Annotated in this window: 16 protein-coding genes; 6 read left to right on the forward strand and 10 right to left on the reverse strand. The window is 71.4% G+C overall.

Translation table 11 applies throughout. The features are described from left to right. The first annotated feature begins 110 nt into the window (after positions 1–110). A complete protein-coding gene (locus MKL01_RS18220; protein WP_160536565.1) occupies positions 111–659 on the forward strand; it encodes an HNH endonuclease in 549 nt (182 codons plus the stop codon). A 16-nt stretch (positions 660–675) separates the two neighbouring features. Here the strand turns inward: MKL01_RS18220 and MKL01_RS18225 are convergent, their stop codons facing one another. The 3 genes from MKL01_RS18225 to MKL01_RS18235 form a co-directional block, all read right to left on the reverse strand. Then, complete coding sequence (locus tag MKL01_RS18225) at positions 676–927, reverse strand: hypothetical protein (protein WP_243906619.1); 252 nt, start codon at positions 925–927, stop codon at positions 676–678. A gap of 30 nt (positions 928–957) precedes the next feature. Beyond that, on the reverse strand, positions 958–1,902 hold the full coding sequence (locus tag MKL01_RS18230; protein ID WP_243906620.1) for an outer membrane protein: 945 nt from the start codon (positions 1,900–1,902) through the stop codon (positions 958–960). A 258-nt stretch (positions 1,903–2,160) separates the two neighbouring features. Continuing rightward, a complete protein-coding gene (locus tag MKL01_RS18235) occupies positions 2,161–3,150 on the reverse strand; it encodes an outer membrane protein (protein WP_243906621.1) in 990 nt (329 codons plus the stop codon). A 394-nt stretch (positions 3,151–3,544) separates the two neighbouring features. On the opposite strand from MKL01_RS18235, the gene MKL01_RS18240 reads away from it, so the two are divergent. Continuing rightward, positions 3,545–3,853: an MmcQ/YjbR family DNA-binding protein gene (locus MKL01_RS18240; protein WP_279604719.1), complete on the forward strand. Its 309-nt coding sequence runs from the start codon at positions 3,545–3,547 to the stop codon at positions 3,851–3,853. 98 nt (positions 3,854–3,951) lie between these two features. Here the strand turns inward: MKL01_RS18240 and glmM are convergent, their stop codons facing one another. The 6 genes from glmM to pal all read right to left on the reverse strand — a co-directional run bounded on the left by glmM (position 3,952) and on the right by pal (position 11,248). Further along, positions 3,952–5,295, reverse strand: a complete 1,344-nt coding sequence (glmM, locus tag MKL01_RS18245; protein ID WP_243906623.1) for a phosphoglucosamine mutase — start codon at positions 5,293–5,295, stop codon at positions 3,952–3,954. Between the two features lie 79 nt (positions 5,296–5,374). Then, positions 5,375–6,187: a sulfite exporter TauE/SafE family protein gene (locus MKL01_RS18250; RefSeq protein WP_243906624.1), complete on the reverse strand. Its 813-nt coding sequence runs from the start codon at positions 6,185–6,187 to the stop codon at positions 5,375–5,377. A 256-nt stretch (positions 6,188–6,443) separates the two neighbouring features. Next, complete coding sequence (gene ftsH / locus MKL01_RS18255; protein WP_243906625.1) at positions 6,444–8,366, reverse strand: ATP-dependent zinc metalloprotease FtsH; 1,923 nt, start codon at positions 8,364–8,366, stop codon at positions 6,444–6,446. Next, positions 8,363–9,505 carry a tRNA lysidine(34) synthetase TilS gene (tilS, locus tag MKL01_RS18260; protein WP_243906626.1) on the reverse strand — a complete coding sequence of 381 codons (1,143 nt, stop codon included), beginning with the start codon at positions 9,503–9,505 and terminating at the stop codon, positions 8,363–8,365. Before tilS ends, ftsH begins: the two co-directional genes overlap by 4 nt. A 70-nt stretch (positions 9,506–9,575) precedes the next feature. Next, on the reverse strand, positions 9,576–10,583 hold the full coding sequence (gene ybgF, locus MKL01_RS18265) for a tol-pal system protein YbgF (RefSeq protein ID WP_243906627.1): 1,008 nt from the start codon (positions 10,581–10,583) through the stop codon (positions 9,576–9,578). A gap of 170 nt (positions 10,584–10,753) precedes the next feature. After that, entirely contained in the window at positions 10,754–11,248 is a 495-nt protein-coding gene (gene pal, locus MKL01_RS18270) for a peptidoglycan-associated lipoprotein Pal (protein ID WP_243906628.1), read from the reverse strand. A gap of 340 nt (positions 11,249–11,588) precedes the next feature. On the opposite strand from pal, the gene MKL01_RS18275 reads away from it, so the two are divergent. Next, positions 11,589–11,987, forward strand: coding sequence for a response regulator (locus MKL01_RS18275; RefSeq protein WP_243906629.1), 399 nt, complete (start codon positions 11,589–11,591; stop codon positions 11,985–11,987). Between the two features lie 6 nt (positions 11,988–11,993). Here MKL01_RS18275 and MKL01_RS18280 read toward each other — a convergent pair whose 3' ends face one another. Then, the gene (locus MKL01_RS18280; protein ID WP_243906630.1) at positions 11,994–13,028 is read right to left on the reverse strand and encodes a WcbI family polysaccharide biosynthesis putative acetyltransferase; all 1,035 of its coding nucleotides are present in this window, start codon (positions 13,026–13,028) and stop codon (positions 11,994–11,996) included. 73 nt (positions 13,029–13,101) lie between these two features. Between MKL01_RS18280 and MKL01_RS18285 the strand changes: the two genes are divergently transcribed. The 3 genes from MKL01_RS18285 to MKL01_RS18295 all read left to right on the forward strand — a co-directional run bounded on the left by MKL01_RS18285 (position 13,102) and on the right by MKL01_RS18295 (position 16,002). After that, a complete protein-coding gene (locus tag MKL01_RS18285) occupies positions 13,102–14,169 on the forward strand; it encodes a GSCFA domain-containing protein (protein ID WP_243906631.1) in 1,068 nt (355 codons plus the stop codon). A gap of 302 nt (positions 14,170–14,471) precedes the next feature. Beyond that, complete coding sequence (locus MKL01_RS18290) at positions 14,472–15,071, forward strand: nitroreductase family protein (RefSeq protein WP_243906632.1); 600 nt, start codon at positions 14,472–14,474, stop codon at positions 15,069–15,071. Between the two features lie 148 nt (positions 15,072–15,219). Continuing rightward, positions 15,220–16,002 carry an SHOCT domain-containing protein gene (locus tag MKL01_RS18295; protein WP_243906633.1) on the forward strand — a complete coding sequence of 261 codons (783 nt, stop codon included), beginning with the start codon at positions 15,220–15,222 and terminating at the stop codon, positions 16,000–16,002. The last annotated feature ends 32 nt before the right edge of the window (positions 16,003–16,034 follow it).

Here is a 16,034-nt window from a genome sequence, read left to right on the forward strand (position 1 = left end):
GCACGCGGGCCCGCTCCGCATCGGCCCTCGGCCGGTTCGGGCGGGCCCGTGGGGCGTCCGCGTGGTCCCGCGCGTTATCCGCGTCAGAGTCAGTCCGAAGAGTCGCGCCGATGATGGATCTCCAAACCCTCGTCCTGAACGCGGATTATCGGCCGCTCTCGTATAATCCGCTCTCCCTCTGGTCCTGGAAGGACGCGTTCACCGCCCTGTTCCTCGACCGGGTCACCCTGGTGGCGAGCTACGACGTCGAGGCGCGCTCCCCGTCCCGGTCCCTGCGGGTGCCGAGCGTGGTGGCGCTGAAGAACTACGTGGCGCTGGCCCGCAGCCCGGCCTTCACGCGCTACAACATCTACCTGCGCGACGGGTTCAGCTGCCAGTATTGCGGCCTGCGGCTGCCCTCGGGCGGCCTGACCTTCGACCACGTGGTGCCGCGCTCCCGGGGCGGCCTGTCGAGCTGGGAGAACGTCGTGGCGGCCTGCTCGCCCTGCAACCTGCGCAAGGCCAACCGGACCCCGGACGAGGCCGACATGCCGCTGATGAACGCGCCCCGGCGGCCGACCCGCTACGAGCTGCACCACCGGCAGCCCGAGTTCGACCACCGCCAGTATCACCACACCTGGCTCGACTACCTGTACTGGGACAGCGAGCTGGAGAGCTGAGGACGGCGCGGGCGTCTCACCACGCCGGCTCGCGCCGGGGCGGCTCGTTGTACATCGGGACGTTGTGGTTGCGCGGCAGGTAGTCCCGGACGAGGATCGGTGGGGGGACGACGGGGACCGACCGCACCCGCACGATGCGGCGCACATGCGGATGACGGGCACCGCGCGTCTCGAAACCGGCGGCTGCCGGCCCGGAGACGAGGGTGAGACCGACGAGAAGGGCCGTGCGTGCCGTCAGGGACCACGGCGCTGTGAGACGGTCTGTCATGTCAGGGTCCGGCCGGCGCGGGAAAAAGGATCAGAACTTGACGGCCGCGCCACCGCGGATGGTGTTCAACTCGGCGCTGTGGCCGTTGAAGTCCTGGAACCGCACGTACTGATACTCGCCGCGCACCAGGATGTTGGACGTGATGGCGTATTCCAGGCCGAAGCCGAGCGCCGCGCCGCCGATGGTCTTGGTCCGGGCGTTGGCGGTCAGCAGGGTCGGGGCGTACGGGACGGTCTGGGCACCCTGACCGGCCGGGGTCGAGCGGACGAGCGGGAAGTTCTGATTGAAGCTCGCGTAGCCGTGATTGTAGACCGCCGCGGGCAGGCCGGTGGTCAGAGACTGGTTCGCCGTGTAGGTGGTGGCGCTGTAGCCGTAATTCTGGACCGCCACGGTGTCGTTGATCGTCGCGCGACCGATCGCGGCACCGGCGGTGACGTACGGAAGCAGGTTGCCGAACGCGTAGCCGGCCCGGGCTCTGATGCTGCCGTAATCGTCGATCCGCGTGTTTGACGAACCGCTCAGGCTCACCACCTCGGAGTTGCCTGCGGCGGTCGTCAAAATGCGGTTGATGCTGTTGGTCGACCAGCTGTTCTGAGTCGTGTGCGTGTAGTCGGCCTCGACGCCGAGGACGATATCGTCGAACTGGACATTGTACCCGGCAAAGGCACCGAAGCTTGCGTCGTGCGTGCGGGTACCGGGAAGCGACAGGAATTTCGAGACGCTGAACTCGTTCTCGATATCCCGGTAGCTGAAGTAGTTCGCGAGCGAGGATTGCATCGCGTCGCGTTGCGACAGGCCGCCGGACGTGTAGCCGCCGTGGCCGCCGACATACACGCCGCTCCAGTCGACCGTCGGGGTGGGGAGCGGATCGTAGTCGGCGCCGCGCAGGTAATCGTAGTCCAGGTCGGCGGCCCGCGCGGTGTTGGCGCCGCAGAAGCCGAGGAGGGCCAAGATCGGGAAGGTGACGGTACGCATCGGGATCGTCCTGGCACTGAGAAGCGGACGGCGGATCAAGCCTCGCTACAGTGATGGACCAGTAACCTTAATTGTCCGTTGCTGAAGGGCCATTTCCGCATTCCGGCCGCAACATTCCGGTTTCGGTGCGGATATTCCGGCAGGAAGACTGCTCTACGCCGCGCGTCCGGCAGCCCCGGAACGGGTCCACCGGAACGCGAAACGGCGCGGAGAAACTCCGCGCCGTCAGCCTCCGGGGTTGAACCCGATGGGTTTCGATCAGTACTTGCGCACCAGCGGGCCGGGGACCGGCTCGGGCATCAGCGGCGGCAGCGGGGCCGCGATCACGCCGCCGAGGTAGTAGCGCAGGCCGATCTTCACGTCGTGCGCCTCGATGTCCTTCACCTTGATCGCCTGCAGCGTCCCGGTGCAGCACGGCACGTAGCCGGTGCCGGTCTCGGCCTTGCCGAGGTTCAGGTAGCGGTAGGCCAGCTCGATCTTCAGCGCGTCGGTCACGTTGTAGGCGAGACCGGCATGGAGCGCCCAGGCGAAGCTGCCGCTGCTCTTGTCCTTGTAGAACTTGCTGCCGCTGTTGGTGTTGTAGACCGGGTTGCCGTTGGCGTCGTAGACGGGCGCGTAGTTGTAGGAGGGCGCGCCGCAGCCGCAGCCGTAGTTCGGGTTGCCGTAATCGTAGCCGTAGGTCGGGCTGGTGAACTGCTGATTGGTCGAGAAGGACGAGATGTGGTTGAAGGCGTAGCCGACGCCGCCGCCGATGAACGGCGTGATGCCGTACCACGTGCCGAGGTCGAAATACGCGTTGGCCAGCACCACCGCGGAGTCGAACTGGCCGCTCGACTTGTTGACCCCGTACGAGCCGAGGCCGTTGTCGAAGTCGGGACCGCGATAGTACTCGCTGCCGCGCAGGCCGGTGGAGTAGCGGTACTCACCGGTGATGTCGCCGCGGAAGAAGGGGGTGAACTGGTAGCCGACACCGACGCCCGCGAAGCCGCCGCCGCCCACGACGTTCCCGAAGGAGCGGTTGGCGTCCGGGTAACCGGTGTAGTCGTACGCCTCGCTGAACTTCGGACGGGTGTAGACGCTGGCGCCGACGTCGCCGCGCAGATACCAGCCGCCGCCGACCTCGATCGGGGGGGGCGGGGGCGGAGGGGGCGGCGGCAGCAGATCTGCGGCGGCGGCGAGGCAGGGCGCGCCGACGCTCGCCACGAGCGTCAGGCTACGCACCAAAGCGTTCAGCTTCGAGCGGGCCATAGGATTTCCTTTTGGACTCGTGAGCCGGACACGCCACGTGCGGGCTCGGGGGTACATGGTGAAGAATGGATGGAAGGTCTTAAATCCGACTTAACGTTAAATGTTATGCTTGCGCGTTTTCCGATTGACCGCAGAGACTGGCAAATAGCAAATATTTGCTTGTTTCCGTCGAACCGTGTTGTCACATTCCGGCACAACAACAGCAACGCGGGAGGCGCCTGCATGGACGGCCGGATCTCCACCCCGCCGACGGCCGGGCGCGGCGCGGCGGCATGAGGCGGATGCGGGCCATCCGGTCGTCCGGGATCATCGTGCGCGCACGGGGCCTCGGTCCGCCGGATGGATCGGGCTGAGGTTCCCGGTGCTCCCCGAGGACGTGCGCATCCTGGCGCTGATGCTGCCCGAGACGGTGGCGGGCGCCCACAGCGGCAACCCGGATTTCCGCGTCGGCGGCCGGGTGCTGGCGACCCTGTGGGTCGAGGAGGCGCGCGTGGTGCTGCGCCTCACGCCGGAGGATCAGGCGGCCCTGTGCGAGGCCGAGCCGGACCTGTTCACGCCCCTCGACGGGGCCTGGGGCCGGCGCGGCTGGACGAACCTCGACCTCGACAAGTGCGCGGAGGAGACCCTGCGGACCGCCCTGCTGGCGGCGTGGCGGACGACCGCGCCGCCGGAGCTGCGCGGCGCCTACGACGACAGGGCCTGAGCCCGCTCGCCGGGGGGCTGCGCGCCCCGGACCGCCTCAAGGTGTGGCGCGGGGCGTCCTCGAAAAGGCGCGCCCGCAGGCCGTCGGGGAGCCCGGCTTCAGGCCGCGGCTCGGGTCACCGCGTCGACGACGTCGTCCACCACCGCGTTGACGAGGCCGCGATCGTCGCCCTCGGCCATCACGCGGATCACCGGCTCGGTGCCGGACGGGCGGATCACCAGGCGGCCGGCATTGCCCAGCCGCTGGCGGGCGTGCTCGATGGCGCTGACGACGCTGTCCTGGCGGAGCGGCTCGCCGGTCCGGTAGCGGACGTTCTTGAGGATCTGCGGCAGCGGGTCGAAGCAGTGGCAGACCTCGCTCACCGGCCGCTCCTGGCGCTGCACCACGCTCAGGAGCTGGAGCGCCGCCACGAGGCCGTCGCCCGTGGTGGTGTAGTCCGACATGATGATGTGGCCGGACTGCTCGCCGCCGAGGTTGTAGCCGTGCTCGCGCATGTGCTCGAGGACGTAGCGGTCGCCCACCGCCGTGCGGGCCAGCGTCAGGCCGAGGCCGCCGAGATAGCGCTCCAGGCCGAGATTGGACATGATCGTGGCGACCAGTCCCGGCTGGGTGAGGCGCTCGTCCTCCTGCCAGGAGCGCGCCACCACCGCCATGAGCTGGTCGCCGTCGACCACGTGGCCCTTCTCGTCGACGATCAGCACCCGGTCGGCGTCGCCGTCCAGCGCGATGCCGATATCGGCCCGGCGCTCGCGCACCTTGGCGACCAGGGCCGCCGGGGCGGTGGAGCCGACGTCGCGGTTGATGTTGAACCCGTCCGGCTCGGTGCCGATGGCGATCACCTCGGCGCCGAGTTCCCACAGGGTCTCGGGGGCGACCTTGTAGGCGGCGCCGTTGGCGCAGTCGACGACGACCCGCAGGCCGTCGAGGGTCACGTGCCGCGGCAGGGTGCGCTTGGCGAACTCGATGTAGCGGGCATGCACGCTCTCGATGCGCTTGGCCCGGCCGAGGTCGTTCGACGCGGACAGGCGCTTGTGCATGTCGGCGTCGATCAGGCCCTCGATCTCGTGCTCGATCGCGTCGTTGAGCTTGAAGCCGTCGGGCCCGAACAGCTTGATGCCGTTGTCCTCGAACGGGTTGTGCGAGGCCGAGATCATCACGCCGAGATCGGCCCGCATGGAGCGGGTGAGCATCGCCACGGCGGGCGTCGGCACCGGGCCGAGCAGCAGCACGTCCATGCCCACCGAGGTGAAGCCCGCCACCAGGGCGGTCTCGATCATGTAGCCGGACAGCCGCGTGTCCTTGCCGATCACCACCCGGTGGCGGTGGTCGCCGCGCTGGAACACGAGGCCGGCGGCCTGCCCGACCTTGAGGGCGAGTTCGGGGGTGATCACCCCGTTGGCCCGGCCGCGGATGCCGTCGGTTCCGAAATACTTGCGCGCCATGACGTCTCCGATGCCGGGCCGCGGACCCGCTACAGCCTAGCAGAGAACCGGTTAGCAGATTGTCGAACCCGCCGGATGCTCACGGGCCGGCAGGATGGATCGGGTGCTCCGTGACAAAGGCGGTCGAAATGGGGCGTCCGGCGCGTTCCAGGAGCCGCGGCACCGCGGCCGAGACCAGCGCGAGGCCCGAGAGGGTCAGGAGGCCGAGGACGAGCCGGCGGAACGCCGCCTCGCTGACGCCCAGGTAGATCCGGGCGCCGAGGAAGGTCGGGACCAGCATCGCCGGCAGCACCACCGCCAGCATCGGCAGCGCGGCCCGGGTGACGAGCCCGGAGGCGAGATAGGTCACCATGGTCACGCTGAGCATCGCGAGGTTGAAGTTCTGGATCACCGACCGCTGCACGTCGCGCTCGTAGCGGCGCAGGGTGCACCAGAGGGTCGGCAGCACGCCGGTGAAGCCGCCGAGCCCGCCCATCAGGCCGCCGCCGAGTCCCACCGCGGCATCGGCGAGACGGCCTCCGGCCGTGATCCGCGGCAGGTTCCGGGCGAACAGCATGGCCGGGCACCAGACCATCAGCAGGAGGCCGAGGAGCGCCTTGAACGCGTCGGCGTCGAGCCGCGGCAGCAGGAGGATGCCGAGGGGGATGCCGGCGAGGCCGCCGAGCACGAAGGGCGCGAGGCGCGCCGGCTCGAACCCGCGCCGGACCGAGACCACCGCGACGAGCTGGCCCGTGAAGGCCCCGGAGACGGCCAGCACGGCCGCGAGCTGCGGATCGAGCACCCAGGCCCAGAACGACAGGGAGACGAGCCCGAAGGCGAAGCCCGACAGACCCTGCACGAAGCCGGCGACGACGGCGCCGAGGGCGACGACGAGATAGGTCGAGACCGGCATCGGGGCTTTTGGGTGCGCTGCGGCGATGGACCCTGTGTTTCCGATTCGGGCCGGCAGGCCGAGGTTCCGGCCGAGCTGCCGGCATCGGTTTGCCGACAGGGAGACAGGTTTGTCACAGGAGGCGCGACGCACGCCCTCCCCCTCTGCCGGGGAGGGGGAGCCACGTCGAACCCTGCAAATAGTATCGAGGCCTTTCGCGCATCCACCCACGAAAAAGGGCGCCTCGCGGCGCCCTTCTCATCGCATCGACCCGGGCTCACGCCTGCGGCTGCGGCTCCAGGCCGCCGTCGCTCTCCTTCGGGCGGCCGCGGCCCGCCGAGGGGACCGAGGAGCCCCGGGCCGGGGTCGGCGGCACGTCGCCGCCGTCGCGGATCGGGGGCTGGCCGCGCAGGAGGTTGCGGATCTCCTCGCCCGAGAGGGTCTCGTATTCCAGGAGACCCTGAGCGAGGGCCTCCAGGTCGTCCTTGTGCTCGGCCAGGATGCGGCGCGCCTCCTCCAGGCCGGTCTCGACCAAGCGGCGCACCTCGGCGTCGATCTTCTGGGCGGTCGACTCGGAGACCGATTGCTGCCGGCCCATCGACATGCCGAGGAAGACCTCGTCGTTGTTGTCGCCATACGCGACGGTGCCGAGTTCCGGCGAGAAGCCCCAGCGGGTCACCATCATCTTGGCCAGCCGCGTCGCCTGCTCGATGTCCGACTGGGCGCCCGAGGTCACCTTGTCCCGGCCGAAGGTCATCTCCTCGGCGATGCGGCCGCCCATCATGATCGCCAGCCGCGAGGTCATCTGCTCGAAGCTCATGGAGAGCTTGTCGCGCTCGGGCAGCTGCATGACCATGCCGAGCGCCCGGCCGCGGGGGATGATGGTCGCCTTGTGCACCGGGTCGGTGGCCGGGACGTTGAAGGCCACGATGGCGTGGCCGCCCTCGTGATAGGCGGTGAGCCGCTTCTCGTCCTCGGTCATCACCAGGGTGCGCCGCTCGGCGCCCATCATGACCTTGTCCTTGGCGTCCTCGAACTCGTGCATCGTGACGATGCGCTTGCCCCGGCGGGCCGCCAGCAGCGCCGACTCGTTGACGAGGTTCATCAGGTCGGCGCCCGAGAAGCCCGGGGTGCCGCGTGCGATCACCTTGAGGTCGACATCCGGAGCCAGCGGCACCTTGCGGACGTGGACCCGCAGGATGCGCTCGCGGCCGGTGACGTCCGGGTTCGGCACCATGATCTGGCGGTCGAACCGGCCCGGCCGCAGCAGCGCCGGGTCGAGCACGTCGGGGCGGTTGGTCGCCGCGATGATGATGACGCCCTCGTTGGCCTCGAACCCGTCCATCTCCACGAGGAGCTGGTTCAGGGTCTGCTCGCGCTCGTCGTTGCCGCCGCCGAGGCCGGCGCCGCGGTGGCGGCCGACCGCGTCGATCTCGTCGATGAAGATGATGCAGGGCGCGTTCTTCTTGGCCTGCTCGAACATGTCGCGCACGCGGCTGGCGCCGACGCCCACGAACATCTCGACGAAGTCGGAGCCCGAGATCGTGAAGAACGGCACGTTGGCCTCGCCGGCCACCGCCCGGGCGATCAGGGTCTTACCGGTGCCGGGGGGGCCGACGAGCAGCACGCCGCGGGGGATCCGGCCGCCGAGGCGCTGGAATTTCTGCGGGTCGCGCAGGAATTCCACGATCTCCTGGAGATCTTCCTTGGCTTCCTCCACGCCCGCGACGTCGTCGAACGACACGCGCCCGTGGGCCTCGTTCAGGAGCTTCGCCTTCGACTTGCCGAAGCCCATGGCGCGGCCGGCGCCGGACTGCATCTGGCGCGAGAGGAAGATCCAGGCGCCGATGAAGACCAGGATCGGCAGCCAGCTCACGAGCAGCTGGATGAACCAGGGGGTGTTGTCGGACGGCGGCCGGGCGGTGATCTGCACGCCCTTGCCCTGGAGCTTGGAGACCAGGCTCGGATCGTTGGGCGCGTAGCTGGTGAAGTTGCCGCCGCCCACATAGGTGCCGGACACGTCCTGCCCGGAGATCACCACCGACTGGATCTTGCCGGCATCGGCGTCGTTGAGGAGCTGGCTGTAGGCGATCTCGCTGCCGCCGCCCCGGTGACCCGGGTTCTGGAACAGGGTGACGAGGGCCAGCACCAGCAGGAAGATGACGACCCACAAGGCAAAGTTGCGAAAATTCGGGTTCATCGATCAATCCCTGGCGTGTGCGACCCCCTGACGGACGCGTCGCTCGGCTCGTCCGGTCCATCCGTGCACACCTCGCCAATGTAAGCGGGGGGCCCTGCCTTGCCAAGTAATCGACGGCCCCCTGCGGCGAGGCGAGCATCCGCCGGCTGCCGCCGCGGCGGCGCCGGGGCGAAACTGACCCTGGCTGCGGCGTCGGTCGCCACCAGCATGCCGGCCAGCGTGCGCCGGATCGGCCGCCCCGTCCGCAGGGCCGGCAGCAGTGATTCGATCACCAGCGCCTCGAGCCGCTCCAGCCGACGCGGCGCGGCACCGGCCCGCGCCAGGGCGCGGTCGACGCAGCGCAGGGCCACGGCGTCCGGCAGGGCCGCGAGGGCACCGCCGTCGAGACGCAGGCCCCCGCCCCGCCCCGGCCCGGGCAGCAGCGCGGCCTCCAGGGCGTGCTCAGCGGCGGCCGCGAGCGCGGCCTCGTCGCGGGCCGCGCGCTCGGCGAGCCGCGCGAGGCGCGCGGGGGTCAGGCCCTCGCGCTCCAGGGCCGGCCAGGCCGCGCGCAGGCGGCCGCGGGCGAAGCGCGGGTCGGCGTTGCTGGGGTCGCGCAGGTACGGGATGCCGCGGGCCTCGCACCAGGCCGTCAGGATCGCCTTCGGCAGGTGCAGGAACGGCCGTCCGAGCACGATCCCGGGGGCGAGCACCCGCTCGGCCCGCATGCCGGCGAGCCCCGCGGTGCCGCTCCCGGCGGCGAGGCGCATCAGCACCGTCTCGGCCTGGTCGTCCCGGGTGTGCCCGGTGAGCACGAGGCCGGCGCCGATCGCCTCGGCGTGGGCGCAGAGCAGCGCGTAGCGGGCGGTGCGGGCGGCCTCCTGCAGGCCGCGGCCCGGCTTCGATCCCACCCAGCGTAGGGTCGCGTGCGGCAGGCCGAGGCGTGCGGCGGCGCGCCCGACGGCATCCGCCTCGGCGCCGGAGCCCGGCCGCAGGCCGTGATCGACGGTGGCGACCTGCGCCGTGCCGCCGAGGGCCGCGGCGGCCTGCATCAGGGCGCTCGAATCGGGACCGCCCGAGACGGCGAGCAGCACGGGGCCGGCGGAGCGGCCGAGCCAGGGGGCGAGGATAGGCAGGACCGGATCGTCCGGCGGCCCCGTCATGGCGTCGAGGGGCCCGCGGCCCTCCGCGGGTCCGGCGCGAAGCGCCGGGACTCCGGATCGTCCGGTCCGCTCAAGCGGCGCAGCGGGCGCGCTTCTGTTCGCGCGCCACGCCCTGGCGGACGCCCGCGCCGGCATTCGGGAACTTCCGGTCGAGTTCGGCGAGCGTGGCGCAGGCCTGCTCGCGGGCGCCCAGCGCGTTGAGGGTGACGCCGAGCTTCAGCATGGCGTCGGGCGCCTGGGCGGAGCGCGCGTAGTCGGTGGAGACCTTCAGGAACTGCTCGGCGGCCTCGCGGTTGCGGCCGCGGGCGAGGTAGCTCTCGCCCAGCCAGTAGGTCGCGCCGGCGACCCGGTTGTCGCGGGGATGCGACTGGATGAACTGGCGCAGGCCCATCTCGGCCTGCTCGTACTGCTTACCGCGGACCAGCTCCACGGCGGCGTCGTAATCCGCCGCGGGGTCGCCGGTCCGGGTGGCGGCGACGCTCTCGGACGGGCGCGCCGCCGGGATCGCCCCGGTTCGCGCCGGCGGCCGCAGGTCCACCGGCTCGTCGTAGCCGGGCGCGCCGGCATCCGCGTCCTCGTCGTCGATCGCGCCCCGGGGCAGGGTCTGCGGCCGGGCAGCGGCCTCGGCGGCGTCCCCGGCCTCGCCGGGGGGCACCGCCTCCCGGGGCGGCAGGGGCGCGGAGGGCTGCGTGCTGCCGAGCTGCATCGGCGCGCCGGGGGCGCCGGGGGCCTGCGACGGATCGAAGGCATCGCCGCGCTTGCCGGGGCGCCCGGCACCCGGATTGCCGCCGTTGACGGTGCCGGCCGGGCCCGGGGACGGAGCGGCCGAGGGCTTGCCGCCCTTGCCCTCGTTCAGCCGGAACTCGACGTCCTCCTGGAACTTGCGCAGCTGCTCCTTGAGCTGGCGGTTCTCGTACTGGAGGGTCTCGATCTGCCCGGCCATCGTCCGGGACTGGTTCTCGAGGCGCCCGAGGCGCACCACCAGTTCGGAGGCGTCCTGCGCGGCGGCCGGAGTGCCGAGGAGCGCGACGCCGAGGGCGGTGGCGAGCGCGAAGCGGGTGCGAAGGCGGGCGGTCATGAGGCGGCTGCGATCCGGTGTCGGCGCGAGGCCCTATCAGATGCGCCGATCAGCGGCAAAACTGCGGCGCGGTTCGCTCGGCCGGCTGCCCGGACCCGGCACGCCCCGCCCCTGCGGAGGGGAAGGGGCGCGGAGCCCGATGCGCGTGCCCTTCGACGGACGGGAGGCCGTTACGCCCCGGCGCCGCGATCGAGGACGATCACCGCCCGGCGGTTCTGCGACCAGCAGGAGATGTCGTTGCACACGGCCACCGGCCGCTCCTTGCCGTACGAGACGGTGCGCATCCGGCCCGCCGTGATGCCGCGGGTGGCGAGGTAGTCGTTCACCGCCTGGGCCCGGCGGGCGCCGAGGGAGAAGTTGTACTCGCGGGTGCCGCGCTCGTCGGCATGGCCCTCGATGATGAAGGTGTAGCGCGGATAGCGCTGCAGCCATGCGGCCTGCTTGTCGAGGGTCGCCGTCGCGGTGGGCGTCAGGTCGGTGGAGTCCGACTCGAAGAAGACCCGGTCGCCGATATTGACGACGAAGTCCTGGGCGCTGCCGGGGGTCGCGGCGCCGGCTCCGAACGCGGAGGCGTCGGCGAGGTCCTTGTCGTTGCTGCAGGCGCCGAGGCCGACGGCGGCGACGAGGGCGAGGCCGAGGGCGGCGGCGCGGAAGGGATGGGGCATGATCTTGAAAACTCCTCGCGCGGTGCCGAAGGCCGGCTGCGGGTCTTCGAGGCGGGTCCGCGAACTCCTGAACGCCGTCTGTAGGCGCGGATGGTTAAGCGACGGTTCCGCCGGGCGGTGCCGGGGCGTGGTGGCGGCCCGCCCTGGTCGATGGCGTGTGCTGTCGCACTCTGAATGCGGCGGCGGCGGGGCAGGGGCGGCCGGAGCGGCGATTTCGGCGACGCGGGTTGCGGCGCGGTCACACGGCCGCCCTGGGCGCGGTAACCGGTCGGGACGGATTTTAACGGTTCCTCAACCCTGACGACTTGTCATTCGCGGGCCGAAAGCCCGGATCCCCGTCATGCGCCCCGCCCAGAGCGTCCTCATCGTCGAGGACAGCTACCTGCTCCTCGAGATCATCGCGAGCCTGTGCGAGACGCACGGGATCCGGGTGATCGAGGCCTCCACGGGCGAGGCGGCGCTCACCCTCCTGCGCCTCCGGGGCGGCGAGATCGACTGGCTCTTCACCGACATCCATCTGCCCGGGCTGATCGACGGCTGGACCGTGGCCCACGCCTTCCGGGCGATCCACGCCGACCGGCCGGTGGTCTACACCTCGACGGAGGCCAACCGCCGGAACGGCGTGTCGGGCAGCCTGTTCCTGCGCAAGCCGTTCCAGGTGCAGGAGGTCAACCGGCTCGTGCGGACGATGGTCGAGGGTCCGGGCGCCCGCGACGCGACGCTCCGCGCGGCGTGCTGAGCGGCCTCACCCGGTCCGGAACAGGGCCACGATCTCCGGCGCGGCCAGCCAGGCCTCCACCCGCGGGCACGCGAGCGCGCCGGGCGTGCTCGCATCGTAGATGGAAAAGCTCGCCGCGATGAAGCCCGGCAGGTCGTAGAGCGTCGGGAAGTCGTCGCCCCGGGGCTTGGCCTTGAACAGGTACGAGCCGGTGAGCCCGAAATGCTCGGCGACCGGCGGGTAGATCGGCCAGACCACGTCCTGGGCCAGCTCGTCGCCGAGATAGTCCTCGATCTCCACGGGCTCCGGCGCCAGCCCGTTCTCCTGCAGCAGCCGCCGGGCGATGTCGCCGAGGACGTGGACCTTGGGATGGTTCATCAGGTGCATGAACGCGCCCCGGCGCGCCCAGCGGGTCACCTCGCGCTCCAGCCCGAAGCCCAGGGCGGCGGCGGCACCGACGAGCTCGCGCACCGCCGGGTCCCAGTGGTCGAGATAGCCCAGGCGGGCGAACACGTCCGCGCGGAACAGACCGGCGGTGCGGCCCGCGTCGAGGCCGAGCCGATGGGCGGTGAGGACGATCGCCGAATGGTACTGACCCATCGGCGACGGCGTGAGCTTCAGCGCGGCGAGGTCGGAGGCCTGGCCGACATAGACCATGTCGGGATGGAAGGCCGAGAACACGATCGACGGGAACAGCCTGAGCCGCGGGTCGGCGGCGCGCAGGGTGGCGACGTCGCCGCCGGGGATCAGCCCGGCCGGAAAAGCCTGCGAGAAGACGTGGTCGTGGGAGCGGAGCGTCCGGATCAGGCCGTCGACATGGCCGTGGTCGCGCTTCAGCGAGCCCATGGGCAGGTAGCGCACGGGACTGTTCGGCACGAGCAGGCGCATCGCCCGGGCGATGCCCCGGGCCTGGCAATTGCCCAGCACCGCGATGGTCGGCCCGTCGCGGGTCGTGGCGGCGCGCGCCCGGTTCCGCCATGGTGTCGCCCAGTTGGGCGCCCAACTGGACGGGGACAGGAACAACGCGCTGCGGGCGCGCCGGGGCAGATCGTTCAGGGCCACGTCGCGTGCCGGGGTCAGCGGACGGGTCAGCGGTCCCGAGGGCCGGCGCCGTCGTGAAGAGAAGGGTTCGAGGATGGCGTTGAATCCGTACACGGGTCTACCGGCCGAGCGATTCTGGCGCAAGGTCGTGACCAACGTGCCGCCCTTCGCGGTCAACCCGCACCCGAAGGACACCTTCCTGATCGGGCCGACCGACAAGGTCGCCACCGGCGGCTCGTGCTTCGCCCAGCGGGTGGCCGAGGCGGTGCGCGGCGCCGGGTTCAACTACTACCTGACCGAGCCGCCGCTCCCCGGGATGAGCGCCGAGGAGGCCAATGCCCGCCAGTTCGGCACGTTCTCGGCCCGGTACGGCAACCTCTACTACACGCGCCAGTTCGTGCAGCTGTTCGACCGGGCCTACGGCCGGTTCGAGCCGGAGCTGAAGGCGTGGCTGCGGGACGACGGCCGCTACGTCGACCCGTTCCGCCCCACCGTCGAGCCGGCGGGCTTCGCCAGCGAGGCCGAGGTGGTGGCGGCCCGCGACGCGCACCTCGCCGAGGTGCGCCGCCTGTTCGAGACGCTGGACGTGTTCGTGCTGACCCTCGGCCTCACCGAGGGCTGGCGCTGGCGGGCCGACGGCGCCGCCCTGCCGCTCGCCCCCGGGGTCGCGGGGGGGACCTTCGATCCGGACCTGTACGAATGCGTCAACGCCGGCGCCGGCGAGGTGCTGGGCGACCTCAACGGCTTCCTCGACCGGCTCTGGAGCGTGAACCCGAAGGCGCGGGTGATCTTCACGGTCTCGCCGGTGCCGATGATCGCCACCTACATGGACCGGCACGTGATGGAGTCGAACAGCTACTCCAAGTCGGTGCTGCGGGTGGCGGCCGGCGAGGTGGTGGGCCGGGGCGACCCGCGGGCGGTCTATTTCCCCGCCTACGATATCGTCACCAGCAACGTGAATGCCGGGCGCTACTACAACGAGGACCAGCGCACCATCAACGACGCGGGCGTGCGCCACGTCATGCGGCTGTTCCTGTCGACCTTCGCGCGCGACCGCGCCGCCGCGGCCCCGGTCCACGCCCCCGTGGACCTCGCGGCCGAGTTCGAGGGCAATGCCGGCGTGATCTGCGACGAGGAGGAGATCGAGCGCAGCGTGGCGTGATCCGGCGCGGGCGAGCCATCGTGGGATCCACTTCGGTCGCTATCCGGATATCGCCCACACCGTCATCACGAGCGTAGCGAAGCGGCCCAAGGCAGCGCGCGGCTGGTCGGCGTGGCATTGTCCGGATGGCTTCGCTCCGCTCGCAAGGACGGCGGAGATGGGCCTCCAGGCCCTCCCGGCGGGGAGCGGTTCGGGTCTTTCGCAACCGCGCCGGCAGAGTCGCCGATCCGGGTTTGCCTCCGGACAAAGCTTTCGGGCAAGCTCGGCCGTCCGGGCGCCCACGCCCTCCGGAGACGAATCCCTTGAGCCTGACCCCGCCCCGCCGCGCCGACCACGAGATCGATCCGGTCTTCGTCGCGCGCCGCTCGCCCCGCGCCTTCACGGGCGAGGCCGTCCCCCAATCCGAGCTGATGCGGATGATCGAGGCGGCGCGCTGGTCGCCCTCCGCGTACAATTCGCAGCCCTGGCGCTTCCTCTACGCGCTCCGGGACGACGCCCACTGGGAGACGTTCCTCGGCCTGCTCGTCCCCGGAAACCAGAAATGGGTCTCGGGCACCGGCGCGATCCTGTTCCTGGTCTCGAACGGCCTCATGAAGGTCGGCGACGAGCTGAAGCCGTCCTACAGCCACTCCTTCGACGCCGGCACGGCCTCGCTGGCGTTCCAGCTCCAGGCGATCCACCAGGGCTGGCACGCCCACGGCATGGTCGGCTTCGACCATGTCCGCGCCCCCGAGGTGCTGCGCCTGCCCGCGAACCACCGGATCGAGGCCGCCTTCGCGGTGGGTCGCAAGACGCCCGAGGCGGACCTCACCGAGGAGCAGCGTCCGCGCGAGGCGCCGAACGGCCGCCGGCCGATCACCGACTTCACCATCGCGGGCCCGTTCCCGGCCGCCGCGGACTGAGCGGAACCTGCGCCTGCGACCGAAGATTGTGCCTGCATCGCAACGCCGTCGCGGCCGGGGCTCCCCGCCGGCGGACGGGTCGCCGGGGGGCGGGGCGACCGGCTCCCGCCGCATCCTGTCCGCCCTGCGACGATTCCGGAGTTGGTTGATGGATCCGTCCGACAGGCCCGCGTCGGCCGCCGCCTTCCTGGACGATGGGCGCTTCGATCACGCCTCCGGGCTGCCGAGCGTCGCCGAGCGTCACGGGGTCAGCCTGGACGCGGTGCGTCACCTGATGCAGGCGCTGGAGCGCGGGCACGGCACGATGGCGCAATTCGACCATCCCGACCTCGGCGGGATGGGCCAATGGTTCTCCGGCGGCATGGTGATGGTCGGCCGGATGTTCGACGACGGGCTGAAGGCCCGGGTCAACGCGCTCTGCACCGAGCTGGCCTCCGCACTCCCGCCGGACGGCTTCTCGAAGACGGCGGCGCGGCGCGGCGGCGGCGAATGGTGGCCGGCCGGTCTCGGGGCGCCGGGGAGCACCGGCTCGCAGAACGGGCTGCGCTACGCGTATTTCCCGGAGAGCCGGCGGCTGGCCGTGGAATCGGGCGCGGGCGTCGCGGTCTACGACACCGGCGAGCACCGCATCACCGGGGTGTCGCAGGCGAACGGCACCCTCGGCTTCACCGGCCCGATGGGAACGGTCGATCTTGAACGCCTGCGCCGGATCGAGGCGGAAGCGGCCGCGCCGCGGCAGGCGGACCCGTCGAGCCCGCCGGACCCGGCGCCGGCCGAGACAGCCGCGCCGGTCGAGACAGCCGCACCGGCCCGGGCGTCCGGGCCCGACGTGCTGGCGACCATCGAGCGGCTCGCGGACCTGCACGGGCGGGGCGTGCTCACCGAGCGGGAATTCACCGACAAGAAGGCGGAACTGCTGGCGCGGCTCTAGCGGCGTCCGCGAGGCCCGTCCGGTCCGTGGGG

The sequence above is a fragment of the Methylobacterium sp. J-070 genome, assembly GCF_022829385.1.
In the GTDB taxonomy this organism is placed as follows: Bacteria; Pseudomonadota; Alphaproteobacteria; order Rhizobiales; family Beijerinckiaceae; genus Methylobacterium.

What these genes read in the sequence shown, in the direction of transcription:
- MKL01_RS18225 (WP_243906619.1), bottom strand. Translation starts at nt 927, where the DNA reads ATGACAGACCGTCTCACAGCGCCGTGGTCCCTGACGGCACGCACGGCC.
- tilS (WP_243906626.1), bottom strand. Translation starts at nt 9,505, where the DNA reads ATGACGGGGCCGCCGGACGATCCGGTCCTGCCTATCCTCGCCCCCTGG.
- MKL01_RS18230 (WP_243906620.1), bottom strand. Translation starts at nt 1,902, where the DNA reads ATGCGTACCGTCACCTTCCCGATCTTGGCCCTCCTCGGCTTCTGCGGC.
- MKL01_RS18285 (WP_243906631.1), top strand. Translation starts at nt 13,102, where the DNA reads ATGGCGTTGAATCCGTACACGGGTCTACCGGCCGAGCGATTCTGGCGC.
- MKL01_RS18235 (WP_243906621.1), bottom strand. Translation starts at nt 3,150, where the DNA reads ATGGCCCGCTCGAAGCTGAACGCTTTGGTGCGTAGCCTGACGCTCGTG.
- MKL01_RS18220 (WP_160536565.1), top strand. Translation starts at nt 111, where the DNA reads ATGATGGATCTCCAAACCCTCGTCCTGAACGCGGATTATCGGCCGCTC.
- ftsH (WP_243906625.1), bottom strand. Translation starts at nt 8,366, where the DNA reads ATGAACCCGAATTTTCGCAACTTTGCCTTGTGGGTCGTCATCTTCCTG.
- ybgF (WP_243906627.1), bottom strand. Translation starts at nt 10,583, where the DNA reads ATGACCGCCCGCCTTCGCACCCGCTTCGCGCTCGCCACCGCCCTCGGC.
- MKL01_RS18295 (WP_243906633.1), top strand. Translation starts at nt 15,220, where the DNA reads ATGGATCCGTCCGACAGGCCCGCGTCGGCCGCCGCCTTCCTGGACGAT.
- glmM (WP_243906623.1), bottom strand. Translation starts at nt 5,295, where the DNA reads ATGGCGCGCAAGTATTTCGGAACCGACGGCATCCGCGGCCGGGCCAAC.
- pal (WP_243906628.1), bottom strand. Translation starts at nt 11,248, where the DNA reads ATGCCCCATCCCTTCCGCGCCGCCGCCCTCGGCCTCGCCCTCGTCGCC.
- MKL01_RS18275 (WP_243906629.1), top strand. Translation starts at nt 11,589, where the DNA reads ATGCGCCCCGCCCAGAGCGTCCTCATCGTCGAGGACAGCTACCTGCTC.
- MKL01_RS18250 (WP_243906624.1), bottom strand. Translation starts at nt 6,187, where the DNA reads ATGCCGGTCTCGACCTATCTCGTCGTCGCCCTCGGCGCCGTCGTCGCC.
- MKL01_RS18240 (WP_279604719.1), top strand. Translation starts at nt 3,545, where the DNA reads ATGCTGCCCGAGACGGTGGCGGGCGCCCACAGCGGCAACCCGGATTTC.